Origin of the sequence: Stenotrophomonas maltophilia (assembly GCF_003970865.1) — a bacterium.
GTDB lineage: Bacteria > Pseudomonadota > Gammaproteobacteria > Xanthomonadales > Xanthomonadaceae > Stenotrophomonas > Stenotrophomonas maltophilia_AR.
This window is the reverse complement of record NZ_RXLZ01000012.1, coordinates 1-22706: the sequence shown is the minus strand read 5'-3', so window position 1 is coordinate 22706 and position 22706 is coordinate 1. Positions and strand designations below refer to the sequence as shown.

Genomic DNA, 22706 nt, shown 5'->3' with positions numbered 1-22706 from the left:
CCGGCCTGCGGCCGGCGAGGATCAGAGCAGAACGACATCGAATTGCTCCTGCAGGTACTGCTCGTCCGCCTGGAAGCGGATGCTCTTGCCGAGGAATTCCTCCAGCTCGGCCACCGCCGCGGATTCCTCGTCGGTGATGCGCGCGACCACCTTGGTCGAAGCGATCACCAGCAGGCGCGCGGCATCGAACTGGCGCACGGCGCGGGTGATCTCGCGGAAGATCTCGTAGGTCACCGTCTCGGTGGTCTTGATGCTGCCGCGGCCGCTGCACTGCGGGCACGTTTCCGACAGCTGGCGCTCCAGGCTTTCCACCGTGCGCTTGCGGGTCATCTCCACCAGGCCCAGCGGCGAGAAGTCGTACACCGTGGTCTTGGCATGGTCGCGGGCCAGCGCCTTTTCCAGCGTACGCAATACCTGGCGGCGGTGCTCGGCATCATCCATGTCGATGAAATCGATGATGATGATGCCGCCCAGGTTGCGCAGCCGCAGCTGCCGTGCCACCGCCTGCGCCGCTTCCAGGTTGGTGCGGAACACTGTCTCTTCCAGGTTGCGCTGGCCAAGGAACGAACCGGTGTTGACGTCGATGGTGGTCATCGCCTCGGTCTGGTCGATCACCAGGTAGCCACCGGATTTCAGCGGCACCTGCTTGTCCAGCGCGCGGCCGATCTCGTCCTCCACCCCGAACATGTCGAAGATCGGGCGATCACCGCTGTACAGCTCGATCTTCTCGGCCAGCACCGGCATGTACTTGGCAACAAAGGCCTGCAACTGCGCGAAGGTCTCCTTGGAGTCCACCTTCACCTTGTCAACGTCCTTGCGGATCAGGTCGCGTACCGATCTCAGCGGCAGGCTCAGGTCTTCATAGATGTTGCTGCACGAGGCCGCTTCGCGGCCACGACGCTCGACCACGTTCCATACGCGCGACAGGTAGGCGATGTCCTCGGCGATGGCCTCGGCCGGCTGGCCCTCGGCATTGGTACGCACGATGTAGCCGTAGCCCCCATGCTGCGCCGACAGTTCGGTCACCAGGGCCTTCAGGCGGGCGCGCTCGGTTTCATCCTCGATGCGCGCGGACACCCCCACCACCTTGGACTGCGGCAGCAGCACCATGTAGCGCGAGGGAATGCTGATCTGGGTGGTCAGGCGTGCGCCCTTGGTCCCGATCGGGTCCTTCACCACCTGCACCACGATGTCCTGGCCGTCGCGCAGCAGCTCCACGATCGGCACGCTGGAGGGCGGCGGCAGCGTGGTGTTCTCGGTATCGGCACTGGCCACCGGCGCCGGCCGCACCACGTCGTTGGCGTGCAGGAACGCGGCGCGCTCCAGCCCGACTTCGACGAAGGCCGCCTGCATTCCGGGCATCACCCGCTGCACCTTGCCCTTGTAGATGTTGCCGACCACACCCCGGCGCCAACCGCGCTCGATGTGCAGTTCCTGCAGCATGCCGTTCTCGATCACCGCGACCCGGGTTTCGCGCGGGGTCACATTGACCAGGATTTCCTCAGACATCGGCAGCCTCCCTGGCGGCATCGGCAGTTGTGGCCGGCACGCCGCAGCGCGCCAGCAGACGATCGGTATGCAGCAATGGCAGCCCCATGACGCCAGAGTAGCTGCCGGAAAGATGTTCGATCCAGCGCTCGGCACCGCCCTGGATGGCGTAGGCCCCGGCCTTGTCCAACGGCTCGCCGGTGGCCACGTAGGCGGCGATGTCGGCAGCGTCGATCGGGGCGAAGGTCACTTCGGAAATGACCAGTTCGCTGTCCAGCCCGTCCGCGCCGACCACCACCACGGCAGTCATCACCTGATGGGTACGCCCGGCAAGACGCGCCAGCATCGCCCGCGCATCGGCAGCGTCGGTGGGCTTTCCGAACACGTCGCCGTCCAGCACCACCTCGGTGTCCGAACCGAGCACCCGCGCCTGCGGGTCATCGGCCAGCACCCGGGCCAGGCCGGCACGCGCCTTGTCGGCAGCGACGCGGCAGACATACTGTTCGGCGCTTTCGGCGGGCGCGCGCTGCTCGACGACCTCCAGGTCCAAGGCCTGGAAGGGGCGTCCGAGTCGGGCCAGCAGCTGGTTGCGTCGGGGGGAGCGGGAAGCAAGGTAGAGCATCGGCACAGCATAACCTGAGGCCGCCACCTGAATCGTCGGCAACCCGTCCCGGAACGTGCCCAACCCCGAATGGGCTCACAGCGCGTTCATCGCTACGACACCACCCTCAATGGCACAACAAGGAGTTCTCCATGCGCCTGACCGCCACCCCGCTGCTGCTCGCCCTGTCCCTCGCCCTTGGAACCTCGATGACCGCCCATGCTGCCCCGTCGTCGCCGTCGATCGCCGCTCCGGCCGAAGGCACCCTGCTGAACATCTCGGCCAATGCCGAGGCGACCCGCGTGCCGGACGTGGCCACCCTGTCGGCCGGTGTGGTCACCCAGGCCGCCGATGGCAACAGCGCCATGCGCCAGAACGCCCAGCAGATGGACAAGGTACTGGCCGCGATCAAGGCCGCCGGCATTGCCGAGCGCGACGTGCAGACCAGTGGCGTCAGCCTCAACCCGCAGTACCGCTATGCCGACAACGAAGCACCGAAGATCACCGGCTACCAGGCCAGCAACACGGTCAGCCTGAAGGTGCGCGACATCGCCAAGCTGGGCAAGGTGCTGGACGCACTGGCTGCGCAGGGCGCCAACCAGATCAACGGCCCCAGCTTCGAGATCGACCAGCCGGAACCGGTTTATGACGAAGCCCGCCTGGCTGCACTGAAGAAGGCCCAGGCCCGCGCCCAGACCTATGCGAAGTCGCTGGGCCTGCAGGTGCGCCGCATCGTCAGCATTTCCGAGAACGCCGGCGGCGGCTACCGCCCGATGCCGATGATGCGGGCCATGTCGGCCGGCGCGGCGATGGACAAGGCCACCCCGGTCGCACCGGGTGAATCGACCGTCTCGGTCAACCTGGACGTGGTGTTCGAACTGGGTCGCTGATCCCGTTCGCCATTGCCGACAAAGGCGGATCCCGCAGGGGGTCCGCCTTTTTTCATGCCCGCAGCCGGCATTGGCTGAAGGCCAGCCCAACGATCGCCCCCCTGCCTCTAGGCAGTGGCCGCCATGTCGCGCTACTGATGGACTGCCAGCCGCGTGCGGCAACCCCGCCACGGGCCCTGGTGCGTTGAGGACTTCGTCACTGGCATGGAGGTGGACCATGGTTCGTACGTATCCCGTTGCATCCCCGCACTTCGACCCCGCCCGCGTTGCCGCCTGGAGCGCGGCCATCGCCCTGCATCTGTTGGCCTTCCTGTTGCTGCTGATCCCGGCGACCTACCAGGCCGTGCAGGTCCCGCGTGACAAGACCGCGGTCAGGCTGATCGAGAAGATCCCGCCACCGCCCACGCCGCCGGTTCCGATCACGCCGAAAGAGATCGCCCAGGTGATGCCCAAACCCCGGACGCAGCCGGTAGCACCGCCCCTGCCCGCACCTACCGCGACCGTGGAGGAAACTCAGGGCATCGCACTGCCGGCCGCCGAACCGGCCCCGCCGCAGCTCGCACCAAGCATCGACAGCTCAACACCGCTGTCCGGAGCACAGCTGCAGTACCGCAGTGCTCCGCCGCCGACCTATCCGGTGCCGGCCCTGCGCAATCATGAGCAGGGCACGGTGCTGCTGCGGGTGGAAGTCGACAGTAGCGGGCAGCCGGTCGCGGTCAGCATCGAGCGCAGCAGTGGCTCGCGCAGCCTGGACCAGGCCGCGCGTCAGCAAGTGCTCAAGCACTGGCGCTTCGAACCGGCCCAGCGTGATGGCGTTGCCGTGCCGGCCATCGGCATGGTGCCGGTGCAGTTCTCGCTGCCGGACTGAAGTGATCGCCGGCCCGGCGACCTGCCGGGCCGGCCCTTCCGTCCGGGCGGGTACGGACGGAACAGGATCAACTGTTATCAATTAAGCAAAAATTCACGACTTCGTCACCTGCCGGAAACCTAGATTGGTCCGTCCCGGAATACTCCGGAGACAGCCCTCAACGCTACGGTTTTCCAGTTAGGAGAGAAGCTGTGAAACACCTGATCCAACGGCCCGCCAGCCGCCGCCGCACCACCCTGGCATCGTCCATCACCCATATCCTTACCGGCGGCACCCTGCTGCTGGTTGGCGCCGTGGCTTCCACCTCCGCTTTCGCGCAGGAGAAGGCCACCAACCTTGACCGCATCACGGTCACCGGCTCGAACATCCCGCGCACCAACACTGAAACACCGTCCCCGGTGCAGGTGGTGACCCGCCAGGAAATCGACCGTACGGGCAAGACCACGGTTGCCGAATACCTGCAGACCATCACCGCCAATGGCGCCGGCTCGATTCCCAAATCGTTCGGCAACGGCTTCGCCGGCGGTGGTGCCGGCATCTCGCTGCGCGGCCTGGGCGCGGGTTCGACCCTTGTCCTGTTGAATGGCCGCCGCATGGCCACCTACGGCCTGGCCGATGACGGCCAGAAGGTCTTCACCGACCTGAGCACCATCCCGCTCGACGCCGTTGAACGCGTGGAAGTACTGAAGGACGGCGCCTCGGCGATCTATGGCTCCGACGCCATCGCCGGCGTGGTCAACATCATCCTGCGCAGCGATTTCCAGGGCGCGATCCTTCGCGGCTCCTACGGTATGTCCGGCGACAGCGATGGCGATACCAGGAAGGCGACCCTGACCGCCGGTACCGGCGACATGGCCACCGACGGATGGAACGCCTTCTTCAGCCTGGATGTCGGCAAGAGCGACGCGATCAAGATCAGCGACCGCAAGAACCGCAAGTGGATCGGCACCGGCGACACCCGCCAGTGGGGCTATGGCAACAATGCCCAGTTCCTGGGTGGCGCCTTCCTCAGCGGCAAGACCCGCGGCGGCGTTGGTCCGAATGGCTCGGTGTACGACGACCGCGATGTCACCGACACGAATCCGGCCACCCTCGTGCCACTGCCTGGCTGCCAGGGCCTGACCACCATCGGTGGCCAGACCGACGCCTCGGTCGCCGCGCAGGGCTGCCTGTGGGATCCGGCACAGCTGTATCGCGACATCTCGCCGGAAGAGAAGTACGTCAATGTGTTCGGCCGCGCCAGCTTCGCGTTCGGCGAAGGTGGCGAAATCTACACCGAGATCGGCTACTCGAAGAAGGAAACCACCTTCAGCAACACGCCGTCCGCCGCGTCCGGCGGCTGGGGTTATCCCGGCGGTCCGGTCAACGGCAACAGCGGCCCGGGCGCCGTGGTACTTGGCCCCAATCATCCTGACCGGCCTGCCGGCCTCGGTACTGGCCCGTTGCGCCTGCGCTATAGCGCCTGGGACGTCGGCCCCCGCGTGACCGACAACACCAACGAGTTCAACCGTTTCCTGGTCGGCGTCAAGGGCAACTGGGGTGATTGGAGCTACGACACCGCCTACCTGCACTCGGGCACCGACCTGGTCAACGAGCGCACCGGCTTCCTGCGCTACAGCGCGGTGAAGTGTGCACTGGGTGATGCGAACTGTGCCGGTGGCGTATGGCGCATTGGCGACAACGCCAACCTGAATTCCCAGGCGTTGTACGACTACATCTCGCCGAAGATCAGCGCACGTGCCAAGTCCAGCCTGGACATGTTCGACTTCACCGTGTCGCGCAGCCTGATGGACCTGAAGGGTGGCCCGCTGGGCCTGGCGATCGGTACCGAGTGGCGCAAGACCAGCAACAGCCTGACCCCGCAGACCTACACCGACACGGGTGACATCATCGGCCTGGGCTACTCGGCCTATGACGGCACGCAGAACGTGTACGCCGGTTACGTCGAACTGTCGGCACCGGTGCTGGAGCAGTTGGAACTGTCCGCTGCACTGCGCTACGACAAGTATGAGAGCGGTGAAGGCAAGGCCACGCCGAAGCTGGGTGTGAAGTGGACGCCGGCCGACTGGATCGCCCTGCGCGCCAGCTACGCCGAAGGCTTCCGTGCGCCGAACCCGGCCGAGAACGGCGACGGTGGCCTGGCCGCCTTCTCCACGGCCTCGGATCCGATCCGTTGCCCGGACGGTGAAAACCCGGCCCCGGGTGCTTCGCCGGACGACTGCGGCTCGCAGTCGGTTGCGATCATCACCCGCCCGAACAAGGACCTGAAGCCGGAAGAGTCGAAGAGCTACTCGGTGGGTATCGTGCTGCAGCCCACCCGCTCCACCTCGCTGACCGTCGATGCCTGGGAAATCAAGCGCACCAACGAGATCGCCCAGGGCGATACCGATGACGCGATCCGGGCTGGCAACGTCCTGCGCGACAACAACCTGCTCAACGGCGTCGCCGGTACCGGCAGCATCCTGGCCGTCAACACCGCCTACATCAACGCCAGTTCCTCGCGCGTTCGCGGTATCGACACCGACATCCGCCAGACCTTCGACATCGGTCCGGGCCAGCTGGAGATGGATCTGCAGTGGAGCCACCTGCTGAAGTTCGAGCGCACCAGCGGTACCAGCACCGATGACTTCCTGGGCACGCACGGCAACTGCGACGTGACCAACTGCATCGGCACGCCGAAGGACCGCATCAATTTCGGTACCACCTGGAAGCAGGGCCCGTGGAGTGTCAGCGGCGTGGCCAACTACATCTCCAGCATGGAAAACACCGACAAGCGCGGCGGCAAGTACCAGTTCTTCTATGCCGACGGCTCGCCGGTGAAGAAGATCTCTTCGTTCACCACCTTCGACCTTTCCGGCCGCTGGGCAATCACCGAAGCGTTCGAGCTGAATGCTTCGGTCGAGAACGTCTTCGATCGCATTGCTCCGCTGGATCCGCTGACCTATGGCGGTGTGAACTACAACCCGATGCACTTCAGTGGTGCCATCGGTCGCTACTTCACTGTCGGTGCCAAGTACACCTTCAAGTAATACAGGCAACACGCTTCAACGCATCAGCTTCGAAGGCCCGGGCAGCTGCCCGGGCCTTCGTCGTTGCGCCCCTTGCAGGCATGTTCACGAGCACAGGGCTACCGTGTGAACGCGGCATCACCGCCGCAGGGGATTTCCATGGCCGCGACATCACAGCGCCTGGGCCTGCCCGCGTTGACTGCACTGGTGGTCGGCTCGATGGTCGGCGCCGGCATCTTTTCATTGCCGCAGAACGTGGCGCGCAGCGCCGGCCCGGCCGCCGCGCTGATCGGCTGGGCCCTGAGCGGCGCGGGCATGCTGATGCTGGCCTTCGTGTTCCAGGCCCTGGCCAACCGCCGGCCTGATCTCGATACCGGCATCTACGCATACGCGCGCGAAGGCTTCGGCAACTACATCGGCTTCTCCGCTGCGTGGGGCTACTGGGTTGCCTCGGTGCTCGGCAACGCCAGCTTCTTCGTGCTGATCTTCAGTGGCCTCGGCCACTTCATGCCCGTGTTCGGCGAAGGCAATACCCCGGCCGCCGTGGCCGCATCCTCATTGCTGTTGTGGACCGTGCACCTGTTGGTGCTGCGTGGCCTGCGCACCGCAGCCATCGTCAACGGCCTGGTGACCGTGGCCAAGCTGCTGCCCATCGCGCTGTTCCTGATCCTGGCCGCCGGCGCGTTCCGCATGGACGTGTTCCACGCCGATTTCCTCGGCACGCCTGCACTCGGCGACCTCGGCCAGCAGCTGCGCGGCATGATGCTGGTGACCGTGTGGGTGTTCATCGGCATCGAAGGCGCCAGCATCTATTCGCGGCGCGCCGCGCGCCGTGCCGACGTCGGCCGTGCCACGGTGATCGGTTTCTTGGGCGTCTGGCTGCTGCTGGTGCTGGTCAGCCTGTTGTCGATGGGCGTGCTGTCGCAGGCGAAACTGGCCGGACTGCCCAATCCGTCGATGGCCTACGTGCTGCGCGCCATTGTCGGCGAATGGGGCGCGACGGTGATCATCATCGGTTCGATCATCTCCGTTCTCGGTGCATTGTTGGCCTGGGTGCTGCTGTGCGCCGAAGTGCTCTATGCCGCCGCAGGTGACGGCACCATGCCCGCCTTCCTGGGCCGTGAGAACGCGCGCGGCGTGCCGGCCAATGCACTGTGGTTGAGCAACGGCCTGATCCAGTTGTTCCTGCTGCTGGTGCTGGTCAATTCCGGCAGCTACACCGGGCTGGTGCTGCTGGCCGCGTCGATGAGCCTGGTGCCCTACTTCCTGTCCACAGCATTCGGCGTGCAGCTGGCCTGGCGCGGGCAGGCCTACGCCGGTGAGCCGGGTGTGCGCTGGCGCGACTTCGGGGTGGCACTGCTGGCCAGTGCGTATGCGCTGTGGCTGGTGTATGCCGGTGGCCTGGACAATCTTCTGTTGTCGGTGTTGCTGTACGTGCCCGGTGTGGTGTTGTTCGCGGTGACCCGGCGCCAACGCGGCGAACAGGTATTCACGCGTTGGGAGTGGGTGCTGTTCGGCGCGATCCTGATCGTGGCGATCGCCACGCTGGTGGCGTTCTGGCGAGGCAATCTCACACTGTAGAGCCGAGCCCACGCTCGGCTGGTTCATCCGCAGCAACCGAGCATGGCTCGGCTCTACAACAGCGGTCGAGCAAGCTCGACTCTACAAAGACGCAAAAAAAAACCTGCATCTTGCGATGCAGGTTTCTCAAGGTGGCGCCCGAAGTTGGACTCGAACCAACGACCCCCTGATTAACAGTCAAGTGCTCTAACCGGCTGAGCTATTCGGGCAGACGACTAGTATAACCACTCTTCACGCGCGATGGTAGGGGTGATTGGCAATCATTGCGGCAGCCCGATACAGCTGCTCGGCCACCACCAGGCGCACCAGCATGTGCGGCAGCGTCAGCGGTCCGATCGACCACTTCTCGTCGGCCAGCGCGGATACTTCCGGCGAATGCCCTTCCGGGCCACCGATCAGGAATGCCAGGTCCCTGCCCTGCCCGCGCCAATGTTCCAGGCGCTGTGCCAGCTGTTCGGAACTGAGCTGGCGGCCTGGCACATCCAGCGCCACCACATAGGCATTCTTCGGCAGCGCAGCGATCACCCGCTTGCCTTCCTCTTCAGTGGCGCGGCGTGGATCACGCCCCTTGCCACGCAGGCCGGGCTCGATTTCCACCAGCTCGAACGGCAGCCAGTGCGACAGCCGCTTCTGGTACTCGGCGAAGCCCTGCGCCACCCAGCTGGGGGCGCGTTCACCGGTGGCGATCAGGCGGGCTTTCATCAACGGTCCTCCAAAACGTCGACGGCGCCATCGGCGCCGTCGAAGGGATGCATCAACGTGTGGCTCAGGCCACTTCGTCGTCGCTGGACGGCGGCTGGTCGCCGACGGTCCACAGGCGCTCGAGGGCGTAGAACTCACGCACGCGCGGCAGCATCACATGGACGATCACGTCGCCCAGATCGACCAGCACCCACTCGGCTTCGCGCTCGCCTTCCACGCCCAGCGGCATCACGTCGATGTTCTTGGCGAAGCGCACGACTTCATCGGCAATCGACTTGACGTGGCGGGTCGAGGTGCCCGAAACCACGATCATGTAGTCGGCAACGCTGGACCGGCCGCGCACGTCGATCTCGACCAGGTCCTTGGCCTTCAGGTCTTCGGTGGCTTGGCGGACGCTGGCCAGCAGTTCCGGCACGGACGGCGGCGGGCTGGGCAGATCGACCTTGATGGTCTGGGGCTGGGTCTGGTTGCTCAAAGTGGATCGACTCGATAAACGTGGGGGCGATTATACGGGGATGGCGCCGCTGCGCCATTCACGGCCTGGCCGGGCGGTACAGCCCGTGTGCAGCCACATAGTCCGCCACGCCAGGTGGCAGCAGGGCGCGCCAGGGGCCACCGGCGGCGATCTGCGAGCGCACGGCGCTGGCCGATTCCTCGCGCAACGGGTGGTGCAGGCGCAGGATGCGCCCGGCCGGGCTGGCGAACAGGGCCTGCTCGCTGTCGGCCCAGCGCCCTTCCAGCGCCCGGCCCAGCTCGCCATCCACCGCAGCCTGCAATGGGCTGCCCGGGCGCTCCGCCACCACGAAATGAGCCAGCCCGAACAGCGCCTCCCATTCGTGCCAGCGGGACAGGCCAAGCAGGCTGTCGGCGCCGACCAGCCAGGCCAGCGGCCGGCTCGGACCCAGCTCGCCGCGCAGCTCGCGCAGGGTGTCCACGGTGTAGGACGGCCGACCGGGGAAGCGCACCGCGCGATCCAGCTCGCGGCGGTCCAGCAGCAGGCCCGGTTCGTCGCCGATGGCCAGCGACAGCATGGTGCAGCGCTGCTCGGCCGTGGCGCCCGGCACCGCACGGTGCGGCGGATCGGCGGCCGGCAACATGCGCACGGCAACCTGCAGTTCGTCACGGGCAGCCCGCGCGATCGCCAGGTGCCCGAGGTGCACCGGATCGAAGGTGCCCCCGTAGTAGATCCGCAGGCTCATTGCTCAGGCCCGCGCCAGCAGGCGCACGGCACGCGGTTCGGCCACAGCCACCAGCAGGCGCTCCAGCGCCAGCCAGGCATCACCGTCGGCGCGCCCCTTGGCGATGCGGTCGACCAGCCCGGCTTCGGCCACGAAGCGTTCCCAGCGCTTGCTTTCCGGATGCCGCTGCAGCGCGCGCTTGTACGGCGCCTGCCGCGATTCCCAGATGCCACGGGATTTCATTTCGGCGGCCAGGTTGCCGCCACGGGCCTGTACCCGGGCCAGGCCAGCACCGGCCAGCAGCTCGCGGATCACCATCGGCATCAGCGCAGCCACCGCCTCACCCTCGCCGCGCAGGCCGGCCAGCATGCGCAGCACCGCAGGCGATTGCCCGGAGAACGTCGCCTCCACCAGCCGGAACACGTCATAGCGGGCGGCATCGGCCACCAGCGACTCCATGCGCTCTGCATCCAGCGGCTGGCCATCGGCCAACAGCGCCAGCTTGTCGATTTCCTGGGCGGCAGCCAGCAGGTTGCCCTCCACCCGCTCGGCCAGGCGCTGCACGGCGGCCGGGTCCGCGCGCAGGCCCTTGCCACGCAGGCGGCGCTCGATCCAGTCCGGCAATTCGTGCGGCTTGATCGCCCACGCCACCGACAGCACGCCGATGCGGTTGACTGCATCGGCCCACTTGCCCTGGTGGGCCTTGCTCCATTCGTTGGCGGTGATCATCAGCACCACGTCCGGCGCCGGACTGGCGCAGAACTGGCTGATCACCTCGGCACCATCCTTGCCCGGCTTGCCGCTGGGCAGGCGCACCTCGACCAGGCGACGGGCGCTGAACAGGCTGGGCGCATTGAAACTGGCGTCGAGCTGGTTCCAGTCGAAATCACGCCCATCGGCGTCGAACACCTCACGTTCGCCGATGCCGGCGGCGCGTGCCCGCGCGCGGATGGCGTCGGCCGCCTCCAGTACGCGCAGGGTTTCCGGGCCGGCAATCAGGTAGACCGGCGCCAGCGCGGTATCAGCGCCCTGGCTGGCCAGCTGCTCCGGACGCAGTTCCATGCGTCGCGGCTCAGTGCTTGGCTGCGGGGACCGGCTCGGCCGGTACCGCGTCTTCGATCGGCTTGTTCTTCGGCGCCGACAGGCTGCCGCCCTTCTCGATCTCGGCACGCACCACGCTGTCGATGCGGCGGATGATCGAGGCGGACATTTCCCGGCGCAGTTCATTGGCCAGGATTTCACGTTCGGTGGTGGTACCGGTGGCGTCGGTCGGCGGCGACACGTAGTCGCGCGACAGCTCGATCACCTGCTGCGGCACCAGCTCGCTGCCGTCTTCGCGACGGAAGATGAAGATCACCGCGTAGCGCAGGCTGTATTCCTGCGCACGGCCCTGCGAGTCGATGGCGATCGGCAGGTCGCCCCAGCGCTCGGACAGTACCTGCAGCTGGGCACTGGGCTCCTTGCTGTCCTCATCGGCCAGCTTGGCGCCGGAGGCCAGCAGGCTGCGGTTGAGCAGCTTGACCAGTTCGCTGTACGGCGCAGTGGAAACCACCTTCACCGGTGCCGTGTCGGTCGGCAGCATCAGCTTGTTGCGCAGATGGAAACCGCAGCCGGCAAGGCCGAGGACAAGAACGAGGGCAAGCAGGATTCGGGTCATGGAGACAGTCTGGCGGAGCCGGGCGATCACGGCAACACACAGCGTGCCCGAAGCCGCGTGAATGCAGGGCCATCAAACGCCTGGCCCTGCACCGGAATGGCACCGGCCACCACATGGGTGGCCGGTGCGGGGGTACATCAGGCGACGACGATGTTCACGATCTTGCCCGGCACGATGATGATCTTGCGCACCGTCAGGCCTTCCATGAACTTGGCCGCGTTGGGCTCGGCCAGGGCCAGTGCCTCGACCTGCTCGCGCGCGGCGTCGGCCGCCACGTCGATGGTGCCACGCAGCTTGCCGTTGACCTGCACGGCCAGGGTCAGCGCGTCGCGCACCAGCGCACCGGCATCGGCCTGCGGGAACGGCTGGTCTTCCAGCAGGGTCTCGCCGTGGCCCAGCACCTGCCACAGGGCATGACTGGCGTGCGGGGTGATCGGGTTGAGCAGCAGCACGATGGCCTGCAGCGCTTCCTGGCGCACCGCGCGCGCCTGCGCGCTGCCGTCCTCGAACTTGGCCAGCGCGTTCATCAGTTCCATCACCGCGGCAATGGCGGTGTTGAAGCTGTGGCGGCGGCCATAGTCGTCACCGACCTTGCCGATGGTCTCGTGGGTCTTGCGGCGCAGTGCCTTCTGGTTGGCATCCAGTGCTGCAACATCCAGCGCCGGAGCGGCACCGTCGGCAGCATGCTTCTGCACCTGGGCCCACAGGCGGCGCAGGAAGCGGGCCATGCCGTCCACGCCGGCCTCGTTCCACTCCAGCGACTGCTCCGGCGGCGCGGCGAACATCGAGAACAGGCGCACGGTGTCGGCGCCGTACTTGCCGACCATCGCCTGCGGATCCACGCCGTTGTTCTTCGACTTGGACATCTTCTCAGTGCCACCGACCACCACCGGCTGGCCGTCGGCAATCAGGGTGGCGCCGGTGATGCGACCGCGCTCGTCGCGCTGCACTTCCACGTCGGCCGGGTTGATCCAGTCCTTCGAGCCGTCCGGGTTCGGGCGGTAATAGGTTTCGGCGATCACCATGCCCTGGCACAGCAGGTTGCGCGCCGGCTCGTTGCTGTCCACCATCCGCGCGTCGCGCAGCAGCTTGTGGTAGAAGCGGAAATACATCAGGTGCAGGATCGCGTGCTCGATGCCACCGATGTACTGGTCGACCGGCAGCCAGTAGTTGCCGCGCTTGTCGACGGCATCACGGGCACCCGGCGAGGTGTAGCGGGCGTAGTACCAGCTCGACTCCATGAAGGTGTCGAAGGTGTCGGTCTCGCGCTCGGCGGCACCGCCACATTCCGGGCAGGTGGTCTTGCGCCATTCCGGATCGGTCTTGATCGGCGAACCGGTACCCGAGAACGCCACGTCCTCCGGCAGCACCACCGGCAGCTGTTCTTCCGGCACCGGCACCGCACCGCACTTGGCGCAGTAGATCACCGGAATCGGGCAGCCCCAGTAGCGCTGGCGGCTCACGCCCCAGTCGCGCAGGCGGTAGTTGACGCGGCGCTGGCCCTGGGCCTTGCGCTCGAATCGTTCGGCCAGGGCTTCGAAGGCACCCTGGAAATCCAGGCCATCGAACTCGGCCGAGTTGACCAGCTCGAAGGCACGGTTCTTGTCGCTGTACCAGTCCTGCCAGCGGCTGCCATCCCAGGTGCGCTCTTCTTCGGTACGCGCATCCTTCAACGCGATCACCTGCTTGATCGGCAGGCCGTACTTGTTGGCCACTTCGTTGTCGCGCTGGTCATGACCCGGCACGGCCATCACCGCACCGGTGCCGTAGCCCATCAGCACGAAGTTGGCGACCCACACCGGTACCGGCTCGCCGGTGACCGGATGCAGCGCACGCAGGCCGGTGTCCATGCCGCGCTTTTCCTGGGTTTCCAGTTCCGCCTCGGACACGCCACCCTGCTTCAGGTCGGCCAGCATCGCGGCCAGTTCCGGGTTGTTCTTCGCCGCATGCAGGGCCAGCGGATGTTCGGCGGCGATCGACACGAAGGTCACACCCATCACGGTATCCGGACGGGTGGTGAACACGCGCAGCGGATCCAGCACGCCGCCGTCCACGTCACGTACGTCGAACTGGATTTCCAGGCCCTCGGAGCGGCCGATCCAGTTGCGCTGCATGGTCTTGACCGAATCCGGCCAGCCGTCCAGCTCGTCCAGGCCGTCCAGCAGCTCCTGGGCGTAATCGGTGATGCGCAGGAACCACTGCGGGATCTCGCGCTTCTCGACCAGGGCGCCGGAGCGCCAGCCGCGGCCGTCGATCACCTGCTCGTTGGCCAGCACGGTCTGGTCGACCGGGTCCCAGTTCACCACCGCGTTGCGGCGGTAGGCCAGGCCCTTGCGCATCAGGCGGGTGAACATGCGCTGCTCGTGGACGTAGTAGTCCGGGCGGCAGGTAGCGAATTCGCGCGACCAGTCAACGGCATAGCCCATGGCCTTGAACTGGCCACGCATGTGCTCGATGTTCTTGTAGGTCCAGGCCGCCGGTGCGGTCTTGTTCTTGATCGCGGCGTTTTCCGCCGGCAGGCCGAACGCGTCCCAGCCCATCGGCTGCAGCACGTTGTGGCCGGTCATGCGCTTGTAGCGGCTGATCACGTCGCCGATCGTGTAGTTGCGCACGTGGCCCATGTGCAGCGCACCGGACGGGTACGGAAGCATCGACAGGCAGTAGTACTTCGGCTTGTCCGAAGTCTCGTCGACTTCGAAGGCACGGGTGGCGTCCCAGTACTGCTGGGCGGCGGATTCAACCTGCTGCGGGTCGTAGGCGTTGGTTTCAGCGCTGGTCATGGAACACGCGGATGCGGCGGCAAAGCGGTACAGCGTACCGCAGTGCGGCAAACGTCTCCAATCCCGCCTGCTGAAGGCAGGCTCCGCCAGCGCCCGCGGCCCGTCTCAGCGCGGCCGCGACAACGGCAGGGCCAGGGCCAGCCAGGCCGCCCAGCAGGCGAATGCAAGCCGTTGTGCCAGCGGCGCCGGCAGCACGCCCTGCAGGGCAAACGCCGCCAGCGCGGCCAGCACGCCACAGGCGAGCGCCACGGCGCCCAGCGCGCGGCCATGCGCCTGGCGCAACTGCGACGTGCCCAGCAACAGGGTCCCGGCGACAAAACCCAGCACCCAGATCATCCAGGCGCTGGCATGCAACTGGCTGGCCGGCCCGTGCAGGTCATCCACATCCAGCGGCAGCAGCCCCATCGCGGCGAACGCCAACCCGGCCAGCAGCAGCATCTGGCTGCCCACCCGCGGCGCCCAGCCGGCGGTTGCCGGCAGCGCACGGCGCAGGCACTCGGCCACAACCACCGCCAACAGGCCCGGCAGCACGAAGCCCAGCAGATTGAAGGCCAGCGCATGCGGCACCCCCTGTGCGCCCAGCAGCGCTACCGGGTGGCGGGCCTGCGCGTAGCCGTCCAGGCCGGCGCCGAAACCGAGCGCCGCCAGCACGAACAGCAGCGCGGCGACCAGGCCGGACAGGCGCAGCAACGGGGACAGGGACGACATGCAGGCTCCGGAAAGAACGGCGACAGGAAGCCTGCATTGTCAGGCATTTACTACAACCCGGGTTGAGACCGGCATCGATCGTCACCATAGAATCGGTCTCCAGACGCCAAACGATGCTTCCCCCCATGACCGAGACGACCTACGTATTCGACGCCACCACTGCGACCTTCGAGGCCGAAGTTCTGCAGAAGTCGCTGCAGACGCCGGTGCTGGTCGACTTCTGGGCCACCTGGTGCGGGCCGTGCAAGACCCTGGGGCCGATGCTGGAAAAGCTGGCTGCCGAGTACAACGGCGCCTTCGAACTGGCCAAGGTCGACGTCGACAAGGAACAGCAGATCGCCGCCGCCTTCCAGATCCGCTCGGTGCCGACCGTGTTCCTGGTCAAGGGCGGCCAGCTGGTGGACGGCTTCCCGGGGGCCATCCCGGAAGGCCAGCTGCGTGAATTCCTGGCCCAGCACGGCATCGTGCCGGCCGACATCGGCGACGCCGTCGCCGAAGACGAAGCGCCGCTGGACCCGCAGGCGCAGGTGGATGTGCTGCGCGCGCAGATCGCCGCCGAGCCGGACAAGGACGAGCTGAAGCTCGACCTGGCGCTGGCCCTGCTGCAGATCGGTGGCGTGGATGAAGCCGGCCTCCTGATCGATGGCCTGCCCGCCAACCTGGCCACCGACGACCGTGCCGTGCGTGCACGCGCCCGGCTGGCCTTCGCCTCGGCCCTGAAGGACGCCCCGGCCGCTGAAGTGCTGGACGCCCGCATCGCCGCCGATGGCAAGGATCTCAAGGCACGCCACCTTCGCGGCGTGCAGCTGCTGCTCGGTGGCCACGACGAAGCCGCGCTGGCCCAGTTCCTGGAAATGCTGCGGATCGACCGCACGTTCGAGGACGGACTGCCGCGCAAGGCCCTGATCGACGCCTTCAATGTGATCTCCGACGAGGACCTGGTCGGCCAGTACCGCCGCCGGATGGCCTCCCTGCTGTTCTGAACGGAAACCCACTTCGTTCAGAATCCCTGCACTGAACGCGGGCAATAATGCGCGGGATGGCGGCCGTACGGCCGCCACGATCCGTTCGGGGGGATGAGGTCGGGGCCATGGGGTCTTGCAGCTGCGCCCCCGCATTGCCGGGATTGCAAACTGTGACCTTCGTCCGCTCGCTGTCGTTCGCCATGCGCTTCCAGGGCGCGCTGCTCTGCGCTCTTCTCTTCCTGCCGGCCATCGCCGCCGCCCAGGACTGGAACTACCGGGTCCGTCCCGGCGATACCCTGTGGGATCTGGGAGGCCTGTACCTCAAGCCCACGGTGCGCTGGCAGCAGCTGCAACAGCACAACCGCATCGACAACCCCTACCAGCTGCCGCCGGGCCAGCTGCTGCGCTTCCCGATCAGTTGGCTGCGCATCGAACCGGCACCTGCCCGCGTGCTGTCGGTGCGCGGCAAGGTGGAACTGTCCGGCGCCGATGGCAGCGCCACGCGCGCGATACTCGCCGGGGAACAACTTCGCATCGGTGACACCGTGCAGACCGAAGGCGACTCCAGCGTCACGCTTGAATTCGCCGACGCCTCGCGCCTGCAGCTGCGCGAGTATTCCCGGCTGCGTCTGGACCAGCTCAGCCGCTACGGCCACACCGGCATGGTCGATACCCGCCTGCGCCTGCAGCAGGGCCGCGCCAGCAACCGGGTGACACCTGCCCGTGGCCCGGCCTCGCGCTACATCATCGATGCACCTACGGCGACCAGCAGCGTGCGCGGTACCGTATTCCGGGTCAGCGCCGGTGACACCAGCCATGTGGCTGCCACCGAAGTGCTGCAGGGCAAGGTGCAGGTCGGCAACACCCACGGCAAGCGCCTGGTCCAGCCTGGGCAGGCCAGCCGCAGCAGCAGCGCCGATGCCGCACCGGACGCCGTCTCCGCCCTTCTTCCAGCGCCGCAACTGCGCAGCGACGACCTGCGCTTGGCGCCCCTGCCGACCCTGCTCGCCTGGGACCCGGTCGACGGCGCCGCGCGCTACCGTGTGGAAGTGGTGCAGGCAGCGACGCCGGAAATCCTGCTGTTTGCCGCCACTACCGCCGACACCCGGCTGGCGATCGGCGACCTGCCCCCCGGCCAGTTGCGCATCCTGTTGCGCGCCGTGGATGCGCAGGGCGTGGAAGGCCTCGACGCCAACGCCGATTTCGAACTCAGCGACCAGCCCCCGCCGCCGCTCACCGTGGCCCCCCTGCATGGGCAGACCGTCAACAGCGACCGCCCGCGCTTCCGTTGGAGCCAGGCGCCGGGCGCGCGCAGCAGCGTGCTGCAGATCGCCGCCGAGCCGAGCTTCGTGCAGCCGCTGCAGGAACAGAGCACCCAAGGCACCGACCTGCGCCTGGCGCAGCCGCTGCCGCCCGGCGAATACTTCTGGCGCGTGGCGTCGCGCGATGGCAACGGCCACCAGGGCCGCTACGGCCAGGCCCTGCCCCTGCAACTGAGCAATGAACCGGTCGACCCTGCCCTGCAGCCGCCTGAAGCCGCGCATGGCGAGCTGACCCTGCGCTGGCAGGCCGGCAGCGAAGGCCAGCAGTACCGGGTGCAGGTGGACCGTCGTGGCGACTTCAGGTCCCCCCTGGTCGACCAGACCGTGAGCGAGCCGCAGGTCAGCTTCAAGCGGCCGTGGAGCGGCACCCTGCATGTGCGTGTGCAGTACATCGACGACGACGGTCATGCGGGTGAGTACTCGCCGGCCCAGCAGATCAAACTGCCCTGCCGCCTGTGCTACGGCGCCGGTGGCGGCGCCCTGTTGTTGTTGCTGTTGTTATGAGGCGCTCGCCGCTGCCGTGGTCGAAGCGGATCCTGCTGGCACTGCTGGCCGGCGTGCTGACGGTGATCGCCAGCCAGGGCCAGTGGCTGTGGCGGCAGGACGAAGCTGCCTATGACGCGATGGTCGGCAACTGGGACTACCGCCCCGACCCCAGCGTGCTGATCGTGGCCATCGACGAGGGCAGCCTGCAGCGCATCGGCCAATGGCCCTGGCCCCGCTCGATCCATGCCCGCCTGCTGGACCGGCTGACCGACGCCGGTGCCGAGCGCGTCGCACTGGACCTGATGCTGTCCGAACCTGATCGACGCGACAGCCGCCAGGACGATGAGCTGGCCGCAGCGATCCGCCGCAATGGCCGGGTGGTGCTGCCGGTGCTCGCGGCGCCGGCCGCCGGCGACCGCATGGCCGAGGAAATGCTGCCGATTCCGCAGATCGCAGCCAGTGCCGCGGCCATCGGCCATACCGATGTGGAAGTGGATGGCGATGGCGTCGCACGCGGTGTGTATCTGCATGCAGGCATCGGCCAGGCTCATTGGCCGGCACTCGGCCTGGCGCTGGCCGACCTGCCGCCGGGCGCGGTACACGGCCTGCCCGACCCCGATCCGGAGATCGGTTCGCCCTACCAATGGCGGCGCAACGACTACGTGCGCGTGCGCTATGCCGGACCGCCCGAGCGCCTGCCGCAGGTGTCCTACGCCGACGTGCTGGATGGCCACGTGGACATGGCGATGCTGCATGGCCGCCGCATCGTGGTGGGCATGACCGCCAGTGGCATCGCACCGCGGCTGCTGACCCCGACCACCCGCGAGTTCTGGATGAGCGGCAGTGAGTACCAGGCCAACATCGCTTCGATGCTGCTGCAGCACAAGCAGATCGATCTGCTGCCACGCCTCTGGCAGCACGCCATCAGCGGCGTGCTGGTGGCGCTGTGCGTGATCCTGCTCGGCCTGCGCCTGCCATGGCTCGCGGCGCTGTGCTCGCTGCCGCTTCCGGCGCTGCTGAGCTGGTTGCTGTTGCGCGCCGGCGACCTGTGGTGGGCACCGGCCAGCGCAATGCTGGGCATCCTGCTGGTGCTGCTGGCCTGGGCGACCTGGCGAGTCTCGGCCTGGCACCGCCTGGCCAACCGCGATGCGCTGACCGGTCTCGGCAATCGCCTGCGTTTCGAGCAGTCGCTGCAGCAGGAATGCGATGCCGCTCGACGCAGTGGCAAATCCCTGAGCCTCGCGCTGATCGACGTTGACCATTTCAAGCGCCACAACGACCGTCACGGGCATCAGGTCGGCGACCGCGTGCTGCGCGATGTCGCCCGCCTGATCGGTGCACATGCGCGACGTCCACGCGACATGGCAGCGCGCTACGGTGGCGATGAGTTCGCACTCGTGCTGCCGGATACCCCGGCCGAGGGCGCGCGCCAGGTCATCGAGGACCTGATCGCCTGCGTGCGTGCACTGCCGGCGCCCGGTGACGGCAGCGAAGCAGGCGTCACCCTCACCATCGGCGTGTTCACCCGCGTACCCGACGGCACGCTGCAACCGCACCATTTCGTCGAAGGCGCCGACACCGCGTTGTACCAGGCCAAGGCCAACGGCCGGGACGGGTATGTGATCGACGGCGAGGCGTGACCCTCGCCGCCCGGGGTGCAACATACGCATGCGAATGGTTAGACTGGGCGCCTCGCCCTGTGCCCCCGGACCCGCATGAACGCCCGCCTGTTCCGCTTCGGTATCAATCTCTGGCCGCCGTTCCTGTTCACCGGCATCCACGTCACCCGCATCACGCCGGACTACCGGCAGATCGATGTCGAACTGCGCCTGCGGCCATGGAACCGCAACTACGTCGGCACCCACTTCGGCGGCAGCCTGTTCGCGATGACCGATCCGTTCTGGATGCTCGGCCTGCTGCACATCCTCGGCCGCGACTACTACGTGTGGGACCGCGCCGGCGCCATCGACTTCCTCAAGCCGGGCCGTGGCATCGTGCGGACGTCGTTCCGCATCGACGACGCGCTGCTGGACGAACTGCGCGCCGAAGCGGCCAGTGGCGAGAAGGTGCTGCGCTGGTTCAGCAACGACGTGATCGATGAAAGCGGCGAAGTGGTCGCCCAGGTCCGCAAGCAGGTCTATCTGCGGTTGAAGCCGCACGCACGCTGATCAACGGTGGGGCGCTATCCTCTGGCCTCTGCCATGGAGGCCCCGATGCGCCCGTACACCCTTGCTGCGCTGCTGAGCACCCTGCCGTGCGCGGCCCATGCGCTGGACCTGCCACCGGTGCAGTACCCGACGCTGCCGGCACAGGCTGCCACTGCCGCCGGCTTCGTGCCCAACGGCTGGACGCTTGAATCCAGCATCGAAGGCGATCTCGACCAGGATGGCCGCGCCGATCTGGTCCTGGTACTGCGCCAGCAGGACCCGCGCAACGTCATCGAACACGATGGCTTCGGCCCCTCGCCGCATGACAGCAACCCGCGCATTCTCGCCGTGGCCTGGTCGCGCCCAACCGGCTATGTGCTGGCGGTGCAGGACCATCAGCTGATTCCGCGCCCGGAGAACCCGGTGATGAGCGATCCGCTTGAAGAAGGAGGTGTCAGCATCCAGCGTGGCACGTTGAAGGTCGCGCTGTTTTCATTTGCCAGCGCCGGAAGCTGGTCGATGGGTACCACCGCCTTCACTTTCCGCTGGCAGGACCGCGCGTTCGCGCTGATCGGCTACGACCAGGATTCGGTGATGCGCAATTCCGGGAAGACCGAATCGCTGAGCGTGAACTTCTCCACGCGCAAGGTAAGGCGTGCCGAAGGCAGTATCGAGAACGACAAGGACAGCGTGCGCTGGCAGCCACTCCGCGGCAGCCGCCGCTGGACGCTGCAGACCGTCGGCGATGGCTGGGCATTCGATCCGCAGGCCGGTACCGACTGAGCCATGGCTCAGTCGCGGGCAGCGGCAGTTGCGCCGGCGCCGGCCATCAGCGGTACGGACAACCAGGGGCTCTCAGCGTCGCCACGCGGCGGCGAACGACGCGGCACCTGCAGATGGCGGCCATCGGCGGACAGCTGCGGTGACCGCACCGGCGAGCGGAACTGCGCCGGCAACCGCTGCAGCGCCTCAGCCGGGTCTTCCGCCTGCTGCCGCAACCAGCGCTGTGCGCCCAGCAGGCGCAGCATCGCCGCCGCATCCTGGGACCGTGACGAATACGCGGGATAGACCGGCGCGGCGATCTCGGTCAGCACGCAGCCCATCACATTGGACAGGCAACCGAAATCCCGCTGCGGCGGCGCCTGTACCGGCAGCGGCCGATCGGCCTCCAGCGCGGCCATGGCGGCTGCGCCACAGGCCCAGCCAAGATTGCCGGCCACGCGCGCCAACGTGCTGCTCCGATCCAGCACCAGAACGCCACCAAATTCCTGGGCCGAGGACTCGATCGCCGCCCGGCTCATCGCGTACTCGCCCTGCATGGCACGGCACAGGCTCTGTTCCTCGGCCCGCAGCGGCTGCATGGCCTGTTCGCACTCCGCCGGCAAGGGGTGGTCGGCAGGCAGTTCGACCAGCATGTCGGCCAGCAGCTGGGCATTGGCCTGCACCAGGCTGGCACCGATGATGCTCTCGACCAGATAGCTGCCGCCGGGCACCAGCCGCCGGCCCAGCTGCAGGCCACGGCAGGCACCACGCAGGGCACCGTCGATGTCACCCTGCACATAGGCCAGCGCGCGTGCACTGGTGGCGTCCATCACCACGCCATAGGTCGGCAACGGGACCAGAATGCCCTCGCCCTTCGGCTGGAACGGCGACACGAAGTAGTCCGCTTCGGCGAGCTGATCCAGCCGCGCATGCAGCTGCTGGTGCCCGGCGTGGGCCTCCACGAAGCGTTGCGGGTCCGCGCGGACCTGGGCAAGGCAGCCACTGGCGGCCGGCCCGCAACTGGCCCCGGGCCGCGAGTGCAGCTCGGCATGGTTGGCCACCAGGTGTGTCTGGCCGCTGCTTCCGCCATGTGCATCGGCTTCCCAGCGCCGTACATCCTCGGCCAGCGCCTGCTCGCGCTGCCGGGCATCCAGATCGTCGAACGGCAGCGTCCACAAGAGGGCATAACCGTTGTGGCCGGTCGCCGGCAGGCGTGCTTCCAGTCGCTGCTGCGCCTGCAGCCGCGATTCCGGCACGGGCCACATGCGCGAGGCGCACCACACCACGATGGCCAACACCAGCAGGCCTGCAAGGGTCCAGCCCAGTCCGCGCAGAATCTTCAACACAGCTTCCCTTCCATGTGCCGTTGCCGCAGTCGATTCCCCAGCGTAATCGACCGGCCGTGACCGCTACAATGCGCGCATGTCGCTTAAACACCTCTCCGGGCCCACAACCCGGCCTCCCACCCCGTTAGCCGTTTCCGGCTCGCTAAAAAATCACATGCAGGGCCACGCCACGACACCAGTTGGGTGTGGCCGGGGGCCCCACGAAGGGCCCCCGGCC

General features: G+C 67.4%; 19 protein-coding genes and 1 tRNA gene. 9 read left to right on the top strand and 11 right to left on the bottom strand.

Annotation, left to right across the window (positions count from 1 at the left end; all coding sequences use genetic code 11):
* Positions 1-21: 21 nt before the first annotated feature.
* Positions 22-1509, bottom strand: coding sequence for a ribonuclease G (gene rng / locus EKL94_RS05860; RefSeq protein ID WP_010482960.1), 1488 nt, complete (start codon positions 1507-1509; stop codon positions 22-24).
* Positions 1502-2110, bottom strand: a complete 609-nt coding sequence (locus tag EKL94_RS05855) for a Maf family nucleotide pyrophosphatase (RefSeq protein ID WP_032128990.1) — start codon at positions 2108-2110, stop codon at positions 1502-1504. Before EKL94_RS05855 ends, rng begins: the two co-directional genes overlap by 8 nt.
* A gap of 131 nt (positions 2111-2241) precedes the next feature.
* Here EKL94_RS05855 and EKL94_RS05850 point away from each other — a divergent pair, with 131 nt between their 5' ends.
* The 4 genes from EKL94_RS05850 (at position 2242) to EKL94_RS05835 (ending at position 8436) form a co-directional block, all read left to right on the top strand.
* A complete protein-coding gene (locus EKL94_RS05850) occupies positions 2242-2979 on the top strand; it encodes an SIMPL domain-containing protein (protein ID WP_006382138.1) in 738 nt (245 codons plus the stop codon).
* A gap of 217 nt (positions 2980-3196) precedes the next feature.
* Entirely contained in the window at positions 3197-3847 is a 651-nt protein-coding gene (locus tag EKL94_RS05845) for an energy transducer TonB (RefSeq protein WP_126928363.1), read from the top strand.
* Between the two features lie 191 nt (positions 3848-4038).
* Complete coding sequence (locus tag EKL94_RS05840; RefSeq protein WP_126928362.1) at positions 4039-6876, top strand: TonB-dependent receptor; 2838 nt, start codon at positions 4039-4041, stop codon at positions 6874-6876.
* A gap of 138 nt (positions 6877-7014) precedes the next feature.
* Positions 7015-8436, top strand: a complete 1422-nt coding sequence (locus tag EKL94_RS05835; protein ID WP_126928361.1) for a basic amino acid/polyamine antiporter — start codon at positions 7015-7017, stop codon at positions 8434-8436.
* 132 nt (positions 8437-8568) lie between these two features.
* Here EKL94_RS05835 and EKL94_RS05830 read toward each other — a convergent pair.
* The 8 genes from EKL94_RS05830 to EKL94_RS05795 form a co-directional block, all read right to left on the bottom strand.
* Positions 8569-8645, bottom strand: a tRNA-Asn gene (locus EKL94_RS05830).
* Between the two features lie 22 nt (positions 8646-8667).
* Positions 8668-9138: a 23S rRNA (pseudouridine(1915)-N(3))-methyltransferase RlmH gene (gene rlmH / locus EKL94_RS05825; RefSeq protein ID WP_014647944.1), complete on the bottom strand. Its 471-nt coding sequence runs from the start codon at positions 9136-9138 to the stop codon at positions 8668-8670.
* Between the two features lie 64 nt (positions 9139-9202).
* A complete protein-coding gene (gene rsfS / locus EKL94_RS05820; RefSeq protein WP_005418109.1) occupies positions 9203-9613 on the bottom strand; it encodes a ribosome silencing factor in 411 nt (136 codons plus the stop codon).
* A gap of 58 nt (positions 9614-9671) precedes the next feature.
* Complete coding sequence (gene nadD / locus EKL94_RS05815) at positions 9672-10337, bottom strand: nicotinate-nucleotide adenylyltransferase (protein ID WP_126928360.1); 666 nt, start codon at positions 10335-10337, stop codon at positions 9672-9674.
* A 3-nt stretch (positions 10338-10340) separates the two neighbouring features.
* Positions 10341-11378, bottom strand: a complete 1038-nt coding sequence (gene holA / locus EKL94_RS05810; protein WP_126928359.1) for a DNA polymerase III subunit delta — start codon at positions 11376-11378, stop codon at positions 10341-10343.
* A 10-nt stretch (positions 11379-11388) separates the two neighbouring features.
* Positions 11389-11973, bottom strand: coding sequence for an LPS-assembly lipoprotein LptE (locus EKL94_RS05805; RefSeq protein WP_126928358.1), 585 nt, complete (start codon positions 11971-11973; stop codon positions 11389-11391).
* A gap of 137 nt (positions 11974-12110) precedes the next feature.
* Positions 12111-14753, bottom strand: coding sequence for a leucine--tRNA ligase (gene leuS, locus EKL94_RS05800; RefSeq protein ID WP_126928357.1), 2643 nt, complete (start codon positions 14751-14753; stop codon positions 12111-12113).
* 105 nt (positions 14754-14858) lie between these two features.
* Positions 14859-15461, bottom strand: coding sequence for a DUF998 domain-containing protein (locus EKL94_RS05795; protein WP_126928356.1), 603 nt, complete (start codon positions 15459-15461; stop codon positions 14859-14861).
* A 125-nt stretch (positions 15462-15586) separates the two neighbouring features.
* Here EKL94_RS05795 and trxA point away from each other — a divergent pair, with 125 nt between their 5' ends.
* From trxA to EKL94_RS05770, 5 genes are all read left to right on the top strand, one after another.
* The gene (trxA, locus tag EKL94_RS05790; RefSeq protein WP_049463215.1) at positions 15587-16444 is read left to right on the top strand and encodes a thioredoxin; all 858 of its coding nucleotides are present in this window, start codon (positions 15587-15589) and stop codon (positions 16442-16444) included.
* Between the two features lie 107 nt (positions 16445-16551).
* The gene (locus EKL94_RS05785; protein WP_126928355.1) at positions 16552-18252 is read left to right on the top strand and encodes a FecR family protein; all 1701 of its coding nucleotides are present in this window, start codon (positions 16552-16554) and stop codon (positions 18250-18252) included.
* Positions 18249-19874: a CHASE2 domain-containing protein gene (locus tag EKL94_RS05780; RefSeq protein ID WP_126928354.1), complete on the top strand. Its 1626-nt coding sequence runs from the start codon at positions 18249-18251 to the stop codon at positions 19872-19874. Before EKL94_RS05785 ends, EKL94_RS05780 begins: the two co-directional genes overlap by 4 nt.
* A 75-nt stretch (positions 19875-19949) precedes the next feature.
* The gene (locus tag EKL94_RS05775; RefSeq protein WP_010482929.1) at positions 19950-20402 is read left to right on the top strand and encodes a DUF4442 domain-containing protein; all 453 of its coding nucleotides are present in this window, start codon (positions 19950-19952) and stop codon (positions 20400-20402) included.
* A 45-nt stretch (positions 20403-20447) separates the two neighbouring features.
* Complete coding sequence (locus tag EKL94_RS05770) at positions 20448-21164, top strand: hypothetical protein (protein ID WP_126928353.1); 717 nt, start codon at positions 20448-20450, stop codon at positions 21162-21164.
* A gap of 8 nt (positions 21165-21172) precedes the next feature.
* On the opposite strand, the gene EKL94_RS05765 is transcribed toward EKL94_RS05770, so the two are convergent.
* Positions 21173-22489: a hypothetical protein gene (locus tag EKL94_RS05765; RefSeq protein WP_126928352.1), complete on the bottom strand. Its 1317-nt coding sequence runs from the start codon at positions 22487-22489 to the stop codon at positions 21173-21175.
* Positions 22490-22706 lie beyond the last annotated feature (217 nt).